This is a genomic window from Acrocarpospora sp. B8E8 (assembly GCF_039871605.1).
Lineage (GTDB): Bacteria > Actinomycetota > Actinomycetes > Streptosporangiales > Streptosporangiaceae > Acrocarpospora > Acrocarpospora macrocephala.
Window position 1 is genome coordinate 32,916 of sequence record NZ_JBDPLV010000048.1, and the last position, 17,903, is coordinate 50,818.

The 17,903-nt window shown below is 70.2% G+C and carries 16 protein-coding genes; 8 read left to right on the forward strand and 8 right to left on the reverse strand.

What is annotated here, in order from left to right:
• Position 1: 1 nt before the first annotated feature.
• From ABGB08_RS35875 to ABGB08_RS35890, 4 genes are all read right to left on the reverse strand, one after another.
• Positions 2–1,285, reverse strand: coding sequence for a hypothetical protein (locus tag ABGB08_RS35875; RefSeq protein WP_347599912.1), 1,284 nt, complete (start codon positions 1,283–1,285; stop codon positions 2–4).
• Complete coding sequence (locus tag ABGB08_RS35880; protein ID WP_347599914.1) at positions 1,249–2,223, reverse strand: glycosyltransferase family 2 protein; 975 nt, start codon at positions 2,221–2,223, stop codon at positions 1,249–1,251. Before ABGB08_RS35880 ends, ABGB08_RS35875 begins: the two co-directional genes overlap by 37 nt.
• A gap of 95 nt (positions 2,224–2,318) precedes the next feature.
• Positions 2,319–3,458, reverse strand: a complete 1,140-nt coding sequence (gene glf / locus ABGB08_RS35885) for a UDP-galactopyranose mutase (protein WP_347599917.1) — start codon at positions 3,456–3,458, stop codon at positions 2,319–2,321.
• Positions 3,459–3,528: 70 nt separating this feature from the next.
• Positions 3,529–4,230: a DUF4386 domain-containing protein gene (locus tag ABGB08_RS35890; RefSeq protein WP_347599920.1), complete on the reverse strand. Its 702-nt coding sequence runs from the start codon at positions 4,228–4,230 to the stop codon at positions 3,529–3,531.
• Positions 4,231–4,346: 116 nt separating this feature from the next.
• Between ABGB08_RS35890 and ABGB08_RS35895 the strand changes: the two genes are divergently transcribed.
• The 8 genes from ABGB08_RS35895 (at position 4,347) to ABGB08_RS35930 (ending at position 10,404) form a co-directional block, all read left to right on the forward strand.
• On the forward strand, positions 4,347–5,582 hold the full coding sequence (locus ABGB08_RS35895) for a BTAD domain-containing putative transcriptional regulator (RefSeq protein ID WP_347599923.1): 1,236 nt from the start codon (positions 4,347–4,349) through the stop codon (positions 5,580–5,582).
• 59 nt (positions 5,583–5,641) lie between these two features.
• Positions 5,642–6,103 (forward strand): hypothetical protein, encoded by a 462-nt coding sequence (locus ABGB08_RS35900; protein ID WP_347599926.1) that lies wholly within the window; start codon positions 5,642–5,644, stop codon positions 6,101–6,103.
• Positions 6,082–6,561, forward strand: a complete 480-nt coding sequence (locus ABGB08_RS35905; protein ID WP_347599929.1) for a hypothetical protein — start codon at positions 6,082–6,084, stop codon at positions 6,559–6,561. The genes ABGB08_RS35900 and ABGB08_RS35905 overlap by 22 nt, the downstream gene beginning before the upstream one ends.
• A 60-nt stretch (positions 6,562–6,621) precedes the next feature.
• Positions 6,622–7,167, forward strand: coding sequence for an EXLDI protein (locus ABGB08_RS35910; protein WP_347599932.1), 546 nt, complete (start codon positions 6,622–6,624; stop codon positions 7,165–7,167).
• Positions 7,168–7,258: 91 nt separating this feature from the next.
• Positions 7,259–7,801, forward strand: coding sequence for a DUF1707 domain-containing protein (locus ABGB08_RS35915; RefSeq protein ID WP_347599935.1), 543 nt, complete (start codon positions 7,259–7,261; stop codon positions 7,799–7,801).
• A 73-nt stretch (positions 7,802–7,874) separates the two neighbouring features.
• Complete coding sequence (locus ABGB08_RS35920; RefSeq protein WP_347599937.1) at positions 7,875–8,834, forward strand: ATP-binding cassette domain-containing protein; 960 nt, start codon at positions 7,875–7,877, stop codon at positions 8,832–8,834.
• A complete protein-coding gene (locus ABGB08_RS35925) occupies positions 8,831–9,634 on the forward strand; it encodes an ABC transporter permease (protein ID WP_347599940.1) in 804 nt (267 codons plus the stop codon). Before ABGB08_RS35920 ends, ABGB08_RS35925 begins: the two co-directional genes overlap by 4 nt.
• Before the next feature lie 110 nt (positions 9,635–9,744).
• Positions 9,745–10,404, forward strand: a complete 660-nt coding sequence (locus ABGB08_RS35930) for a class I SAM-dependent methyltransferase (RefSeq protein WP_347599943.1) — start codon at positions 9,745–9,747, stop codon at positions 10,402–10,404.
• Here the strand turns inward: ABGB08_RS35930 and ABGB08_RS35935 are convergent, their stop codons facing one another.
• The 4 genes from ABGB08_RS35935 to kdpB form a co-directional block, all read right to left on the reverse strand.
• Positions 10,405–12,195, reverse strand: coding sequence for an APC family permease (locus ABGB08_RS35935; RefSeq protein ID WP_347599946.1), 1,791 nt, complete (start codon positions 12,193–12,195; stop codon positions 10,405–10,407).
• 151 nt (positions 12,196–12,346) lie between these two features.
• A complete protein-coding gene (locus tag ABGB08_RS35940) occupies positions 12,347–14,902 on the reverse strand; it encodes a DUF4118 domain-containing protein (RefSeq protein ID WP_347599949.1) in 2,556 nt (851 codons plus the stop codon).
• Between the two features lie 5 nt (positions 14,903–14,907).
• Positions 14,908–15,783, reverse strand: coding sequence for a potassium-transporting ATPase subunit C (locus ABGB08_RS35945; protein ID WP_347599951.1), 876 nt, complete (start codon positions 15,781–15,783; stop codon positions 14,908–14,910).
• Positions 15,783–17,903 carry a potassium-transporting ATPase subunit KdpB gene (gene kdpB, locus ABGB08_RS35950; protein WP_347599954.1) on the reverse strand — a complete coding sequence of 707 codons (2,121 nt, stop codon included), beginning with the start codon at positions 17,901–17,903 and terminating at the stop codon, positions 15,783–15,785. The genes ABGB08_RS35945 and kdpB overlap by 1 nt, the downstream gene beginning before the upstream one ends.

Here is a 17,903-nt window from a genome sequence, read left to right on the forward strand (position 1 = left end):
GTCAGGGCTCCGTACTGTAGGTGCGTTGGGTTCGCCGCAGGACGCCCGCCCGGGCCGCGATGGCGAGGGCCAGGGCCGTCAGGCCGCCCACCGCGCCGAGCGCGGGCGCCAGCGCGGCCGCCAGGAGGCCGGCGGCGAGCACGCCGATCAGCGCGGTCGTGGAGGTGTGGGCCGCGGCCCGGTCGGTGGTGTTCTCCAGCAGGTGCACGGCGTATCTCACGATGAGGAACAGGGCCAGCACGAGGAGCGCGAGCGCGCCGAGCGCCACCCAGCGGCCGATCCCGGTCAGCAGCAGTTCGCGGGTGCCAGGCACGAGCAGCAGGACGGACCACAGCACGGCGAAGGCGAGCCCGAGGCGCTCGCCGAGGCGCAGCAGCCCGGCGGCGCGGGCGTCGCCCTCGGCGCGACCGGCGCCCCGCAGCCGGGCCGACGTGCCGGGCTGGGCCATCCGCAGCAGGTAGTTGGCCAGCTGGGCGATCGCGGTCGCGGGCAGCAGGACCAGGTAGAGCGTCCCGCTCTCGGCGACCTGTCCGGACACGGCCAGGGCCAGGTAGACCAGGGAGAAGGAGAGCGTGTCCAGCACCTCGGAACCGCCGAGCAGCACCGTCGAGCGCGCCAGGCGGCGGACGAGCCCGCGGCGGCGCAGCCTGCGCTCGGGCCGCGTCACGGCCTTCGGCAGCGTCGCCAGCGTCCACGCCGTGACCAGCGCGCATCCGGCGGCCAGCGTCGTCAGGTGGAACTGCGGCGTCCAGCCGGCCAGCCAGGTGACGGCGGTGGCGGCGAGCACCGTGACGCCGTTGGCCGCGAACGCCAGCGCGTCGGTGGACGCCCTGCCGTACAGGCGGTGCAGGCCGCACAGGGTCATGAGCAGGCCGGTGCAGGCGAGCCAGGCCGCCGCGGCGAGGTAGGCCGCCGCCTCCGAGTCCGGCGCCAGCGCCATGACCGGCGCCAGGACGGCCAGCAGGACGGCCACGGGAGCGGCGGACAGGGCGACGGTGATCCTGGCCAGCTGCGGGGCGAGCCGCCTGCACCGGGGCAGGGCCTTCAGGGCGGCCTTCTCCGGCGCGTTCACGACCAGCGGCAGCCACATGGACAACCCGACCGTGCTGGCGTAGAGGCCGAAGGCGTCCGCGTCCCAGACGCCCGCCAGGGTGACCGGCATGAGCTGCACGCCGAGCCGGAAGGCGCCCCGGCCCGCGAGCAGGCGCAGGATCATGGCAGGTCGGGGGAATGCGACGGTCACCTCGCTCATGGCCGCCGCGCGCTGGTTTCGGCGGGGCGGCACAGCAGGTCCTCGGCGGCGATCGGGATGCTCGCCTCGCGGACGTAGAAGAGCCGGGGTCTGGCCTGGCCGGCCGCGATCGTCGCCAGGTGCCGTACCACGAAGGCCAGGACGCCGAGGCTCACCGCCGCGAGCAGCAGCGACACCGTGACACCGGCCGTCTGGCCGGCCCATCCCGCGGCCTCGCCGGCGGCGCACAGCGCGGCCAGCCCGGCCGCGGCCAGGGCCAGGCCGGACGCCGCGCTCGTCAGCCGCCCGCTCCTGGTGACGAACAGATCGGCCGCGTGCGCGGCGAGCCGGCGCAGGGTCGCCTTCGGCGAACCGGTCAGGCGCTCGCGGTGGCGCACGGGGACGGTGGCGTACCTGCTGGTCAGCTTCGGCAGGGTGGCGAGGAAGTACGGCGTGCCCAGGTCGAGGTCGACGACCGCCCGGGCGACGGGCGAGCGTACCAGCCGGAACGCGGTCGCTCCCGCCGGCAGCTCCACGTTCAGGACCCTGGCGGCCAGGAAGTGGAAGAGCGCGGTGCCCGCTCTGCGGGTCCAGGAGTCCTTGCGCTCGGTCCTGATCCCGAATACCGCGTCCTGGCCGGGGGAGGCTTCGATCAGCCGGAGCGCCTCGGCCGCGGGGAACTGCTGGTCGGCGTCGAGATGCAGGATCCACGGGCGGTCCGCGTACCGGTAGCCGGCCGAGAACGCGGCCTCGAAGCCGAAGTTCCTGGTGAAGGAGATGTACCGTACGCGCGGATCCGTTCCGGCGAGCGACTTGATCGCTTCGAGGGTGCCGTCGTCGCTGCCGTCGTCGACGAAGAGGATCTCCAGGTCCAGGTGCCCCAGGTCGGCCACGATCTCGGCGTGCACCCCCGCGATGGCGTCGACTTCGTTGAAACACGGGATGACCACTGATAATCCGGCTTCTGCCGGTCCGGTGTTTTCCGTGTTCACGGCCACTCCCCCAGGGTCTTTTCGGCAGCGTATCCACGGGTTCGGACCGTTTCACAGGTCCACTTGGGCGGCGGATGATCGGCTTGGTGGACCTCTCAGACTCGGGCTTCGCGGCGGAAGCGGGGGCGGATCCGGTTGCCGTACATCGCGAGCGCGGAGGCGATGGCCATGTGCATGTCGAGGTAGGTGTACGTGCCGAGACGCCCGCCGAACAGCACGTCCTTCTCGGCGCGGGCGAGTTCCCGGTAGCGCGCCAGGCGGGCGCGGTCGGCGGGAGTGCCGATGGGGTAGTACGGCTCGTCTCCCGGGCCCGCGAAGCGGGAGTACTCGCGCGCGATGACGGTGCGGTCGCCGGGATAGTCACGCTCGGGATGGAAGTGGCGGAACTCGTGGACCCGGGTGTAGGGCACGTGCTCGTCGGCGTAGTTCATCACCGACGTGCCCTGGAAGTCGCCCTGGGCCACGACCTCGAACTCGAAATCCAGGGTCCGCCAGCCCAGCGCTCCCTCGGCGCGGCCGAAGTAGCCGTCCAGCGGTCCGGTGTAGACGACGGGAACGTTCCCGGCCGCGCCCAGCTCGGCGAAGTCGGTGCCCAGCCGTACCTCGATCAGCGGATGGTCGGACATCCTCTCCAGCCATGCCGTGTAGCCGTCGACCGGCAGCCCCTGGTACCGGTCGGCGAAGTAGCTGTCGTCGAAGGTGTAGCGCATCGGCAGCCGCGTGATGATCTCCGCGGGCAGTTCCCTGGGGTCGGTCTGCCACTGCTTGGCGGTGTAGCCGCGGATGAACGCCTCGTACAGCGGCCGCCCGACCAGCGATATCGCCTTCTCCTCCAGATTGGCCGGATGCGCGACCTCGCCCGCCTGCGCGGCGATCACCGCCCTGGCCTCCCCGGGCGACATGGCCCGGCCGAAGTAGGCGCAGATCGTGGCCAGGTTGATCGGCATGGGATAGACGCGATCCCCCGCGATCGTGAAAACCCGATGGCGGTAGTCGGTGAATGCCGTGAACCGGTTCACGTACTCCCAGACCCGCTCGTTGGAGGTGTGGAACAGGTGCGCCCCGTAGCGGTGCACCTCGATCCCGGTCGAGGGCTCGACCTCGCTGTACACGTTGCCCCCGATGTGATCCCGCCGCTCCACGACGAGCACCCGCAGCCCCAGGTCCCTGGCACACCGCTCCGCGACAGTCAGCCCGAACAGCCCCGCCCCCGCGACCACAAGATCAATATCCATCGCGTTTCACCGTAATGGCCACACCCGCGCTCGCCGAGGTCCACTTCCCACCGGACCACACTGGCTCGGCTCAGGTCGCGAGCGCGTGGTCCGCGGGAAGGGTCTTGACACCCTTGATCAAGAGGTAGGCGAGCATGGAGACCTCGCTGACGGTCGCCACCACGACGACGAGCGGGTTGACCACGCCGGCGAGTTCGGGGGCGAGGAACTGCAGGGCCACGTCGAGCAGGTAGAAGACGGTCGCGAGCATCAGCATGACGCTGAGGGGGCGGGGGAACATGCCGGACCGGTAGGCCAGGAGGCCCAGGGGGAACAGCCACAGGCCGAAGAAGATCTGGGCGATGAGGTAGCCGGAGCGCTGGAGGTCGAGCAGGAGTAACACCAGCGCGGGCGAGCCTTCGGGGCCGAAGGCGCCGGCGTAGGAGGGGTCGGTGGCGACTAGCAGGCTGCCCAGCTGGTTGAGCATGTTCAGGCAGGTGATGGCGACCGCGACCACCACGAAGAGGACCATGGCGTGGGCCACGCTCTTGTTCACGTGGTGCAGCAGCCGGTAGAGGGACATGACGACAAACAGAAGGAATGTCGCCTGCGTCAGGTCGGCCACGAAGCTCATCCGGACCAGTGAGGCGTTCGCCACGACGTTCGCCACGGTGGTGGCGGCATCGCCTGGCGCGAAGGCATCGACTCGGATGATTTGGGCGAAGCCGCCGAGGATCGCGACGATGAGGTAGAAGAGTCCCGCGGTTCGGGCGAGCCGCTTCGGTGAGTCCATGACGTGCTCCTTCGGTCCGGTGGATGTGGTCAGACCGTGACAGAGCCGGGTTGAGTCCCGGTGGAAGGCCGGTGGAGCCCGTGGGAGGATCGACCCCTGAGCGCGGGAGCGGCCCGGTGGTGCGGATCGGTCTTTTCGGTGGTGTCAGTGCCGCCGTCGGTGGGGCGACGGTGGACGTCGGTCCGGCGAAGTGCCAGACCGTGCTCGCGGTGCTCGCCCTGTCCGCCGGGTCCGTCGTTCCGGTGCCGCGGCTGGTGGAGCTGGTGTGGGGCGACGACCCACCGCGTACGGCAGGAAAGACCGTGCAGTCCTATGTCGTCCGGCTCCGCAAGGCCCTGGGCCCCGACTCGATCGTCCGGACCGGCGCGGGCTACCGCCTGGCCGTGGCGGCTGACGCCGTCGACGTGGCCCGCTTCCGGCGGCGGCTCGACGTGGGCGACGTCCAGGCGGCGTTGACCGAGTGGACCGGGACTCCCTTGGCCGGGCTCGACGCGCAAGCCCTGACGCCGATGGTGGACGGGCTGGTGGAGCAGTGGCTGGGCGCGGTGGAGGCCGACCTCGAGCATCGCGTCGGGACGGATGCCCAGGCGGCCATCGGCCCGCTGACGGAGCTCACCGCGAGCCATCCGCTGCGGGAGGGGTTGTGGGCGCTGCTGATGACCGCCTTGTACCGGGTTGGACGGCAGGCCGACGCGCTCGCGGCGTACCAGAAGGCCCGCCGCCAGCTCGTGGAGCAGCTCGGAATAGAACCCGGCCCACGCCTGCATGACCTGGAGTCCCTGATTCTCGGCCACGATGAGCGGCTGCACGGGTCAGGACACCGCATCCTCCCGGTAGGCGACGGGAACCTCCCGGTCCGGCTGGGCCGACTCATCGGCCGTGATGAGGATCTCGGCGTCGTCGCCGGCGCTCTCGCGGAGTCCCCTGTCGTGACGCTGGTGGGGCCCGGCGGGATCGGCAAGACCCGGCTGGCCCTGGCGGCGGCGCAGCTGTCCGATGGGGCGGCCTGGCTCGTAGAGCTGGCCGACATCGCCTCGCCGGGCGACGTGCCCCGCCTCGTGGCCGACACCCTGGAGGTCAAGGAAAGCTCGGGGCGCACCCTGACCCAGTCGATCGTCGCGGCCCTGCGGTCACGTCCGGCGCTTCTCGTCCTGGACAACTGCGAGCATGTCATCGACGGCGCGGCCGGGCTCGCCCACGCCATCGCCGAGCGCTGCCCGAGCGTGCGGGTGCTCGCCACCTCCCGGGAGTCCCTCGGCATCGGCGGCGAGCAGCTCGTCGAGGTGGCGCCCCTGGACCCCGCCGGGCCGGGAGCCGAGCTGTTCAACGAGCGGGCCCGGCGGTCTCGCTGACCTTCGACCCCCACGCCCACCGGGACGACGTCGAGGAGATCTGCCGCCGCCTCGACGGCGTGCCGCTCGCCATCGAGCTGGCCGCCGCTCGCACGAGAAGTCTCGCGCCACCGGATCTCGTGGCCCGGCTCGGCGCTCCGCTCCGCCTCCTGACCGGCGGCAGGCGAACCAGCGCCGAACGCCACCGGACGCTCCGGGCCACCATCGACTGGTCCTACGACCTGCTCACGCGCCCCCAGCAGGTGCTCTTCCAGCGGCTCTCGATCTTCGCGGGGCCGTTCGATCTCGCGGCGGCCGGGAGCGTCGCCGCCGGTGAGGAGCTGGACCTCGCCGATATCGACGACCTGCTGGGGGATCTGGTCGACAAGTCGATGCTCGTCGTCGAGTCCGGCCCGTTCGGGCGGCGTTTCCGGCTGCTGGAGTCCATCCGCGAACTGGCGGCCGAGCATCTGGCGGAGGAGGGCCACACCGGCCTGATCGCTGGGCGCCACGCGCGGTGGTGCCGACCTTCCTGTGCCTGAGCTTGGCCATGCTCGGCTACTCCGCCCTGTTCCAGGGCGACGCCGACCGGGCGGACCGGTTCTTCGACGAGTCGGCGAGCGTCGCCGTCCCGCATCGGACCATCTCGGTGAGCAAGCCCATCGAGGCACGATCCGCCTTCCGGCGCGGGGACCGGTCGGGGGCGTTCCGGATTCTCCGCTCGTACGTCGAAGAGTTGCTTGAGACCGACTACACCGACGTCGCCAGGATCGCCGCCGTGGAGTTCGTCAACATGATGGCGGCGATCGGCCGCCTGCAGGACGCGGCACGCGTGCTGGACTACCTCGCGACAACCGGCGACTTCGGCGCTCTCGCGCTCCGGACCCTCGTCGCCGACGCCGCCAGCAAGATCGCCGCAGGCGTCGTACGCCCTGGAAAAAAGTTTGATGCCCGGCAAGCACTTGAGTACATGCGTGACGTTCTCACTGACCTGCGATAACTGCGGTATTGCGATAATCCACTCTTATACGTAGACTCATACGTATAAGGGGAGGTGGTCATGCCAAATAAAACGATCTACGTGTCCGAGGACGATCTGAAGCTCTTCCAGCGAGCGCAGGAGCTCTCCGGGGGCAATCTGTCTCAGGCGATCTCCACGGCGTTGCGGCGCTACATCGAGATGGAGGAAGGGCGCCAGGAGGGCTACGACGAGATCATCGTGCAGGTGGGGCAGGGTGTCGGGCGCAAGCAGCGGTTCTCGGGTGTGCTTCTCGGCGAGTGGGGGCGCACCACGGGGAGCCGGGTCGAGATGTTCCGCGTCTACCGGTCCCGGACGGGCAAGTTCGTCCTGCATGTGGACCGCTCTCCCGACTGGACGGACAGCGCGGCCGCGGGCTCCGAGAACTGGCTGGAAGGGCTCTTCTCCCGTGGCGCGTGGAAGACCTATCTCGGCCTGGCCGACTCGAACTGGGGTTTCGTCCAGGGTGAATCCACGCTTGAGGTGGTGGCCTCCTTCGAGGACCTGCGCGGGAAGGTTCCGGACGAGTTCTACGACCTGATCGCCGACGTGGCCGGGCGTCCCGCCGTGGAGGACCTCGACATCTGATTCATCTCGATGAATAGCCGAACGACAATTGGTCGCTCGGCTGGCCGTCATACGCCGAATACCCTGAAGGAGAATCGAAGGAGAAAGAGTTATGCCAATAGAGCCGCAGGTGCGTGTCTCCGACGACGATCGGGACAGGACCGTTCAGCGACTTCAGCAGGCGTTCGCTGCGGGCCTGATCACGCGCGAGGAGATGGACGATCGGCTCGAACTGGCTTTCACGGCCAGGTCCCATGGCGACCTGGTACCGGTGGTCGCCGACCTGCCCGGCGAGCCCGTGGACGAGGTGGTCGAGCTGAACTCCACGGGCGGGCGCGTCAAGCGCGCCGGTGACTGGCTGGTCCCGCGACGGCTGAGGATCACCTCCGAGTACGGCGGCGCGCACCTCGACCTTTCCCAGGCCGCGATCGAGCACTCAGTGATCGAGATCGAACTCCAGCTCGCGTACGGCTCCGCGACGATCATCCTCCCGCCCGGCGCGACCGCGAACGCCGACGCCGTGGTGACCAAATGGGGCAGCACCACCTGCAAGGTGCCGGGACGCCCCAGCCCCGGCAAGCCCCACGTCCGGGTCACCGGCGAGCTGGGCTACGGCCACGTGAAGATCCGCTACGCGCGCAAACGCTTCAGCTAACCCTCGCCCGATAACCACAAACCGGACGATCAACCGACCGTCCGCCATGCCGTCATGCCCACAGGAGAAGCTCATGCCCCCCGCCATAATGGCCGAAGGCCTGGTCAAGAAGTACGGCGACGTGGTCGCCCTCGACGGGATGAACCTGTCGGTCCCCGAAGGAACGGTGTTCGGCCTGCTCGGCCCGAACGGCGCCGGCAAGACCACGACCGTACGAATCCTGACCACCCTCCTCAAACCCGACGCCGGCCATGCCACCGTCGCCGGCTTCGACGTCGTCGCCGACGCGCACCGCCTGCGCTCCCACATCGGCGCCTCCGGCCAGTACGCCGCCGTGGACGACCACCTCACCGGCGCCGAGAACCTGGAAATGGTCGGACGCCTCTACCACCTCGGCACCAAACCCAGCAAACAACGCGCACGCGAACTCCTCGAACGCTTCGACCTGACCGAGGCCGCCGACCGCCCGGTGCAGGGCTACTCCGGCGGCATGCGCCGCCGCCTCGACCTCGCCGCGGCCCTGGTCGCCAACCCGCCGGTGCTGTTCCTGGACGAGCCCACCACCGGCCTGGACCCGAGGGCGCGCGCCGGCCTGTGGGACGCCATCTCCGAACTCGTCGCCACCGGCACGACGGTGCTGCTCACCACCCAGTACATGGAGGAGGCCGACCGCCTCGCCGACCGGATCGCGGTGGTCGACCACGGCCACGTGATCGCGCTCGGCACCGCCGACGAGCTCAAGGACCAGATCGGCGGCGACCGGATCGAGCTGACCGTGACGAACCCGGCGGACCTGGAGACCGTCATGCGGGCGCTGGCACCCCTGGCCGTAGGGGACATGCGGATCGACGCCCTCCAGGTGACGGTCCCGGTGACCAGCGGCGCGGCGTCGCTCACCAGCGCGCTGGGCACGCTGGCCGCCGAACGTGTCACGGTACGCGACGCCAGCCTGCGGCGACCGACCCTGGACGAGGTGTTCCTGACCCTCACCGGCCACCAGACAACCGACAACCCGAAGGAACTGCACCGATGAACACCCTCCAGATGGCGATCGCCGACAGCGTGACGATCACCAAGCGCAACGCATTGAAGATCAAGCGTGCCCCTGACCTGCTCGGCGGCGCGGTCATCCTCCCGATCGTGTTCGTGCTGCTGTTCGCCTACATCTTCGGCAGCATGATCGAAGTGCCCGGCGTCTCCTACCGCGAGTACATGGTCCCGGGGGTCTTCGTCGTGGCGATCGTCTCCAGCGCGCAGATCACCGGCTACACCCTGACCCTGGACCTGCGGAAAGGCATCTTCGACCGGTTCCGCACCCTGCCGATGTCACCCTCGGCGGTGCTGACCGGCCAGACTCTCAGCGACGTGCTCATGAACCTCACCAGCATCGTCGTGATGGCCGTGGTGGGTCTGATCGTCGGCTGGCGGATCCACACGACACCGTACGAGGCCGTCCTGGGCTTCCTGCTGCTGTTGCTCTTCGCCTACGCGTTCTCCTGGGTGACGGCGACGGTCGCGCTGGCCCTGCGCACGCCCGAGGTGTTCAACAACATCTCCACCCTCGTGTCGATGCCGCTGATGTTCCTGTCCAACGTGTTCGTCGACAGCGCCCGGCTGCCCGGCCCGCTGAAGGCCGTCGCCGAGTGGAATCCCGTCTCCACGATCGTCCAGGCGGCGCGCGACCTGTTCGGCAATTCGATTCCCGCCACGGCCGTCTCGGGCGCCTGGCCGCTCCAGCACGCGGTGCTGGTGTCGCTGCTCTGGTCGGTGCTGATCCTGGTCGTGTTCGTCCCCCTGGCCACGCGCCTCTACAAGAGGACAGTCAGCCACTGAGCCCGTCAAGAACGCGTAGGGATTACCGCCCAACCCGTAGAAGTCTCATATGGGTGGCCCCAGGCGATCCAATGCCGTCCGAGAGTGGAACTCCCGACAAAGGAGGATTAATGGCCGTGCTCGCGTTCCAGTCCAACGAACCCCCGGATACCAGCGGCAAGCTGGGGCGCGGGATGGAGCAGTTCCACCATCCGCGGCCGGTGCGCGTCGGGGGCCGGGGCAGCTCGCGCCCGACGGAGCAACGGGACCGCCTGCTGAGCGGCCTCGCGGGTTCGGTGCTGGAGATCGGCGCCGGCGACGGGGTCAAGCTCACCTGCTATCCCCGCGAGGTCGAGGAGATCACGCTCGTCGAGCCGGACCCGTTCCTGCGGGCCGCAGCCCGGCTCGCCGCGGCCAATGTCGCGACCGGCGTACAGATCCTGGACGGCGACCTGACCCGCCTGCCGGTGCCTGACGGGTCGTGCGACGCCGTGGTCTGCGCACTGATCCTCTGTTGCGCACCTCGCCTGGAGACGACATTGGCCGAGGTGAGGCGCGTGCTCCGGCCCGATGGTGAGCTGCGGTTCTACGAGCACCAGCCGTCGCCGAAGCCGATCGCCGTGCTGGCCGAGCGGATGGCGACCCCGCTCTGGTCGCGCGTCTGCGGCGGCTGCCACCTCGCCCGCGACACCGTGGCCGCCATCGAGCGCACCGGATTCACCATCGAGCGCCTCGACCGTTTCCCCCTCCACCGCATCTCCCACGCCCTCGGAACCGCCAGGCCCGCATAGTCAGACCCGGAACCGCATCCGGCACACCACCACGTCGGTACGGCGCCGCAGCGCGCGAGCCAGCACCGCCCCCCGCTGGTTCTGCAACAGCCGCTGCCAGGCATGCTCCGGCTCGACCTCCGGGATCAGCACGAAAACGTGAGCCTCGGGAACCCGGCTGATGTAGTCGACCAGGGGTTCGTCCAGGCGCCGGTGGGCGTCGAAGAGCTGGACCAGTTCGACGTCGGGCTGCCAGCGCTCCCAGGCTTCGACGAACCGGCGGGCGTCCTGCTCATCCTCGGGGTGGGTGACGTTGACCGCCACCACCCGGTCGCCGAGGGACAGCGCGGCGGCCAGGGCCTCGCACGCCAGCCGGTTGACCCCCTGCACGGGAACCACCACCAGGGACCGCCGGGACCGGGGTGGAACCGGCGTCCTGCCCAATTCCAGACGCCGCCCGATACGCGCGTAGGACCGGTTGACCCGCTCCATCACCAGCACCATCAGCGGCAGCGTAACCACGATCAGCCAGCCGCCCTCGGTGAACTTGGAGATCGTGACGACGATCGCGGCCAGAAAAGTCAACAGGGCGCCGAAGCCGTTGAGCGCGGCCCGCCACCGCCAGCCAGCCGGGCGGGCGGTCACCCAATGCTTGACCATTCCGCCCTGGGAAAGGGTGAAGCCGACGAAGACGCCGATCGCGAACAGCGGTACCAGCAGGTTCATGTCGCCCCGCGCGAGGACCAGCAGCGCGGCCGAGGTGACGGTGAGGAAGGCGATGCCGTACCGGTGCACGTGCCGGTCGGCGCGCAGCGCGAAGAAGTGCGGCAGGTTGTTGTCGGCGGCCAGCAGCTGGGCCAGCACCGGCAAACCACCGAAGGAGGTGTTGGCCGCCAGCGCGAGCAGGATCACGGTGGAAAATTGGACCAGGTAGAACAGCGGTCCGTCACCGAGGGACGCCTGGGTCACCTGCGCCAGGACCGTGACGCCTTCCACCGGCGCGATCGCGAACTTCTCGATCAGCGCGGCGATCCCGACCAGCATCACCGCCAGCAGCGCCCCAAGCGCGACCTCGGCCCGCTGAGCCCGCTTCACCCGCGGCTTCCGGAAGGAAGGTACGGCGTTGGCGATGGCCTCAACTCCGGTGAGCGAGGCGCAGCCGTTGGCGAAGGCCTTGAGCAGCAGCAGGACCCCCACGGTCTGCAGGCCTGTCACGTGCGCCTCGGTCACCACGGCGGGCCCGTTGCGAACCAGACCCACGACGATCACCAGCAGGATCGCGCCGACGTAAACCGCCGTCGGGGCGATGAAAGCGCGGGCACTGCCCGCGATCCCGCGCAGGTTGACACCCGTGACCAACGCCAGCACCGCCAGGCAGATCCAGACGGTGTAGGGCAGCAGCTCAGGAAAGGCCGACGTGAGCGCCGCGACCCCGGCGGCCACCGACACCGCCACGTTGAGCACGTAATCGACGATCAAGCTGGCCCCGGCCACCAGCCCGGCCCTCCGGCCGAGATGGGTCTTGGCCACCCCGTAGGCGCCACCCCCCTCGGGGAAGGCGGCGATGACCTGCCGGTAGGAGAAGGTCAGCACCGCCAGCAGCGCGGCGATGGTGAGCGTGACCGGAATGGCGAACCCCAGACCGGCCCCGCCCGCCACGGCCAGCACCAGCACGATCGCCTCGGGACCGTAAGCGACCGAGGCCATCGCGTCCAGCGACAGCGCGGCCAGGCCGCCGAGCACGCTCAGCCGATGCCTGTCCCGGGTATCCGGGGGCTCCTTGGCCGCAGGGGTGGTAAGCACCGCGGACATCAAGTCCTCCTATGAGGGTAGATGTCGTGATCTAGCCGGGCGGATTGATGACCGGCTCGTACACTTTGGGGGTAGATGTTCCTATCGTCACCCCTGGTCAGCCCTGTCACCGTGCTCCCCTACGACACCCATACGGCGAGACCCGGAATCCCTACGCCTTCTTGACGGCGTGCGCTCGCGACGAGAGCGGCAGCGTGAGGATCATGGTGAGGCCGCCTCCCGGTGTCTCCTCGGGGAGCAGGGTGCCGCCCATGGCCTCCGCGAGTCCCCGGGAGAGCGCGAGGCCGAGACCGACCCCCGTGTGGTTGTCGCGGTCGCCGAGCCGCTGAAATGGCATGAAGACCCGCTCGTGCGCCTCGGGCGGGATGCCGGGGCCCCGGTCGATGATCCGGATCTCCGCCTGGTCGACGTGCCAGCTCGCGGTGATCAGGACCTTCCGGTCCGGAGGACTGTAGCGGACGGCGTTGGACATCAGGTTGGCCAGGATCCGTTCGAGCAGGGCCGGGTCGGCGACGATGTCGGGGAACTCGGCGGAGATCTCGCCCTCGACACGGTCCCGGAGCGGCCCGAGATCGTCGATCGCCCGGGGCAGGACGTCGGCCAGGGAGACAGGTTGCGGAGCCGGGCCGAGCACGCCCGACTGCAGGCGGCTCATGTCGAGCAGGTTCTCGACCAGGCGGCCCAGCTTGATCAGGGACTCCGCGGCGGTGGCGAGCAGCTCTTCCCTATCGTCGGCCGACCACGCGATGCCGGTGTTGCGCAGGCTCTCGACGGCCGCTCTGGCCGAGGCGAGCGGCGTGCGCAGGTCGTGGCTGACAGCGGCCAGCAGCGCCGTACGCATCCGGTCGGCCTCGGCCAGCGGCTTGGCCTGCTCGGCCTCGTCCCGCAGCCGCTCCTGGCGCAGGGCCACGGCGACCTCGGCCGCGAAGGCCTCCAGCACCCGGCGGTCGGAGGCGTCCAGGAGCCTCCCCCGCGCGACCAGGACGAGCGTTTCGTCGATGACCACGTCGGTGTCGGCGACGGCGGGGCAGGCGCACGGCTCTCCCCCGGCGGTGGCGAGGATGCGCCACGCCTGCGGGTCGGACCGGTCGTCGGGCAGCTGCCCCGCCTCGGGCCGCCGCTCCAGGACGGTGACCGAGCGGAAGCCGAAGCTCTCCCGCATCCGCGCCAGCAGGGAGGGCACCGCCGCCTCCCCCCGCAGCACGTGACCGGCCAGCGTGGACAGCAGCTCGGCCTCCGCCCCGGCCCGCGCGGCCTGCCTGGTACGGCGCGCCGCCAGATCCACGATCATGCTCACCATGACCGCGACCAGCACGAATACGACCAGGGCGAGAATGTTCTCGGGATCGGAGATCGTCCATTCGTGGATGGGCGGGGCGAAGTAGTAGTTCAGCAGCAGCGACCCGCCGACGGCGGCGGCGATGGCCGGCCACATGCCGCCGATCAGGGCGACGCCGATGACCATCAGCAGGAACAGCAGCGTCTCGCTGGGCAGCGCCAGCGCGTCGCGGGACGGGATGAGCGCGGCGGTCAACGCGGGCATTCCGGCGACGGCCACGGCCCAGCCCGCGCGCCTGCGCGTGCGGGTCAGCGCCGCCCGGGACCGCGAGGGCCGCCGCCGACCCCGCTTGGCCTCGTCATGGGTGATCATGTGGACGTCGATGGTCCCGGACATCGCGGTGGTCTCCACGCCGACGCCGCGGGACAGGATCTGGGCGAACTTCCCCCGCCGGGAGGCGCCCAGGACCAGCTGGGTGGCGTTGACGCCGCGGGCGAAGTCGAGCAGCGCCCGCGGGATGTCCTCGCCGATCACCTGATGGTAGGTGCCGCCCATGCTCTCCACCAGCGTGCGCTGCCTGGCCAGGCTCGCGGGGTCGCCGCCGGTCAGCCCGTCGGCCCTGGTGACGTGGACGGCCAGCAGGTCCGCGCCCTTGGTCCTGGCGGCGATCCTGACCGCGCGCCGTACCAGGGTGTCGCCTTCGGGGCCGCCGGTCAGGGCGACCACGACGCGTTCGCGCGCCTCCCAGGTGGTGGCGATGCCGTGCTCGGCGCGGTAGCGGTCGAGCTGGTCGTCGACCTTTCCGGCGACCCAGAGCAGGGCGAGCTCGCGCAGGGCGGTCAGGTTTCCGACCCGGAAGTAGTTCGACAAGGCGGCGTCCACCTTCTCCGGCGCGTACACGTTGCCGTGGGCCAGCCTGCGGCGGAGTGCCTCGGGCGCCATGTCGACCAGCTCGACCTGGTCGGCCCGCCGCACCACCTCGTCCGGCACGGTCTCCCGCTGCGGGATGCCGGTGATCTGCTGGACCACGTCGTTGACCGACTCCAGGTGCTGGACGTTCACCGTGGAGACGACGTCGATCCCGGCGGCGAGGATCTCCTCGACGTCCTGCCAGCGCTTGGCGTTGCGCGAGCCGGGCACGTTGCTGTGGGCCAGCTCGTCGATGAGCGCCACCCGGGGGCGGCGGGCGATGACGGCGTCGACGTCGAGTTCGGTGAAGGTGGTCCCCCGGTGGACCATCGTCCTGCGGGGGACCACTTCCATGCCGTCCAGCAGCTCGGCGGTGCGGGGGCGGCCGTGCGTCTCGACGAGGCCCACGACCACGTCCCTGCCACGCTCCAGGCCACGCAGGCCCTCGTTGAGCATCGCGAAGGTCTTGCCGACCCCCGGCGCCGCCCCCAGGTAGACCCTCAGCCGCCCGCGTGGCACGGTTCCTACCCCCGGTCCAGCGCCAGGTTGAGCTGGAGCACGTTGACGGCGGGTTCGCCCATGAAGCCGACCGCCCGGCCGGTGGTGTTCGCCTCGATGAGCGCCCGCACCTTGGCCACGTCGATTCCCCGCTCCTTGGCGACGCGGGCCGCCTGGAGCTCGGCGTACGCGACCGAGATGTGCGGGTCCAGCCCGGAGGCGCTCGCGGTGACCGCGTCGGCGGGCACCTGGACATCGGTGACCTCACCCCGGACCGGCACGGTACGGCCCGCCGAGTAGTCCTCCCCCGGCTTCCCGCACTCCACCGCGACGCCCGCGTATTCGGCGACGAAGGGAGTGGCGGGGCAGGCCTGGTTGACGCTGACCACCCGGGCGGGAGCGCCGACGGCGGGGAAGACCTTCAGCACGGCGCCGACTCCGTCCCCTGTGCAGAACGGGCGGGCCCCGGAGACGCCTTCCAGCTCGCCGACGGCCTTGGACCGCGCGCAGACGGTGGTCAGCAGGCTCTGGCTGCCCTCGTCAGGGTTGCCCTCCTCGTCGGTGGCGCCCGGAACCGCGAGGGTGTCCACGACATCCTCCGGGCCGAGGTTGCTGGCCGCGGTGGACAGCGGGTCATACCCGTCACCCGCCGCGGACGGCCGGCTCTGGAAGTACCGCTTGACCGGGTTTCCGTCGGCGTCGGTGAAGTTCTGGCCGATGAGCGCGCTGCCCACGGTCTTCCCGTCCTTGGTCACCAGCGAGCCGTTGGCGTTGGAGTTGAACACGGCCTGGGCCACGCCGGTGGCGGCCAGCGGATAGATGACGCCGGTCACCACGGTGAGCACGAGCAGCGCCCGTACGGCGGCGAGATGCTGGCGGAGCCAGCCTGGCAGACGTTCCATTACGACATCCCTGGAAGGAACTGGATGAGAAGGTCGATCAGCTTGATGCCGAGGAAGGGCACGACGATGCCGCCCAGACCGTAGATGTAGAGGTTGCGGCTGAGCAGCTTGGACGCGCCGCCCGGCGTGTACCGCACGCCGCGCAGGGCCAGCGGGATGAGCGCCACGATGACGACCGCGTTGAACACGACCGCGGACAGGATCGCCGACTGCGGGCTGGCCAGGCGCATGACGTTGAGCGTGTCCAGACCCGGATAGACCGCGGCGAACATGGCCGGGATGATCGCGAAATACTTGGCGATGTCGTTGGCGATGGAGAACGTGGTCAGCGCACCCCGGGTGATGAGCAGCTGCTTGCCGATCTCGACGATCTCGATGAGCTTGGTGGGGTTGGAGTCGAGGTCGACCATGTTCCCCGCCTCCTTCGCCGCCGACGTCCCGGTGTTCATGGCCACGCCCACGTCCGCCTGCGCGAGCGCGGGGGCGTCGTTGGTGCCGTCGCCGGTCATGGCGACCAGCCGCCCGCCCTCCTGCTCCGTCCGGATCAGGGCGAGCTTGTCCTCCGGCGTGGCCTCGGCCAGGAAGTCGTCCACCCCGGCCTCGTCGGCGATGGCCTTGGCGGTCAGCGGGTTGTCCCCGGTGATCATCACCGTTCTGATGCCCATCCGGCGCATCTCATCGAATCGTTCGCGCATGCCTTGCTTGACGACGTCCTTCAGGTGGATGACGCCCAGCACGCGGGCCTTGCCGCCGGTGACCTCGCCGACCACCAGCGGGGTACCGCCGGAGGCCGAGATGCCGTCCACCAGGTGGCCGACGCCTTCCGTGGCTTGGCCGCCGTTCTCGCGTACCCACTTCATGACCGCCGTCGCGGCGCCCTTGCGTACCTGACGGCCGTCCATGTTCACGCCGGACATCCGGGTCTGAGCGGTGAACTGGACCCACTCGGCGAGGGCGAGCTCGCCGGGCTGGCGCTCGCGCAGGCCGTAGGCCTGCTTGGCGTACACGACGATCGAGCGGCCCTCGGGTGTCTCGTCGGCGAGGCTGGCCAGCTGGGCGGCCTCGGCCAGCTCGTCAGGGGAGACACCGGCGGCGGGGACGAACTCCGAAGCCTGCCGGTTGCCGAGCGTGATCGTGCCGGTCTTGTCCAGCAGCAGCGTGCCGACGTCGCCCGCCGCCTCGACCGCCCGCCCGCTCATGGCCAGCACGTTACGCTGCACCAGCCGATCCATTCCGGCGATGCCGATGGCCGACAGCAGCGCGCCGATCGTGGTCGGGATCAGGCAGACGACGAGCGAGACGAGCACGATGCCGGTCACGCCGTCGCCGGTGAGCGCGATGGAGTCGGGGATCCCGGCGTTGACGTCCTTGGCGAAGATCGCCATCGGCTGCATGGTCGCCGTCGCCACCAGGAAGATGATCGTCAGCGCGGCCAGCAGGATGTTGAGCGCGATCTCGTTGGGCGTCTTCTGCCGGTTCGCGCCCTCGACCAGGGCGATCATCCGGTCGATGAAGCTCTCCCCCGGCTTCTGGGTGATCTGGACGACGATCTGGTCGGACAGCACCCTGGTGCCGCCGGTCACGGCCGAGCGGTCGCCGCCGGACTCGCGGATCACGGGGGCGGATTCGCCGGTGATGGCTGACTCGTCGACGCTGGCGATGCCCTCGACCACGTCGCCGTCACCGGGGATGATCTCCCCGGCCTCGACCACCACGAAGTCGCCCTGCCTGAGCTCGGGAGCGCCGACGACGTCCCAGTCCAGCGAGGTGCGGCTCCTCAGGCGGCGGGCGGTGGTGTCGCGCTTGGCGGCGCGCAGCGTGGCGGCCTGCGCCTTGCCCCGGCCTTCGGCCACGGCCTCCGCCAGATTGGCGAACACCACCGTCAGCCACAGCCACACCACGATGGCCCAGGCGAAGAACGACGGATCGGCGACGGCGAGCACGGTGGTGAACAGCGCGCCGATCTCGACGATGAACATGACCGGATTGCGCCAGAGCGTGGCGGGGTTGAGCTTCTTGATCGCGTCGGGCAGCGATTTGATCATCTGCCGCGGGTCGAGGAGGCCGGCGCCGACCTTCTGGGGAGCCCGGCCCGGCGCTTGGAGCACTGGGGTTGACAT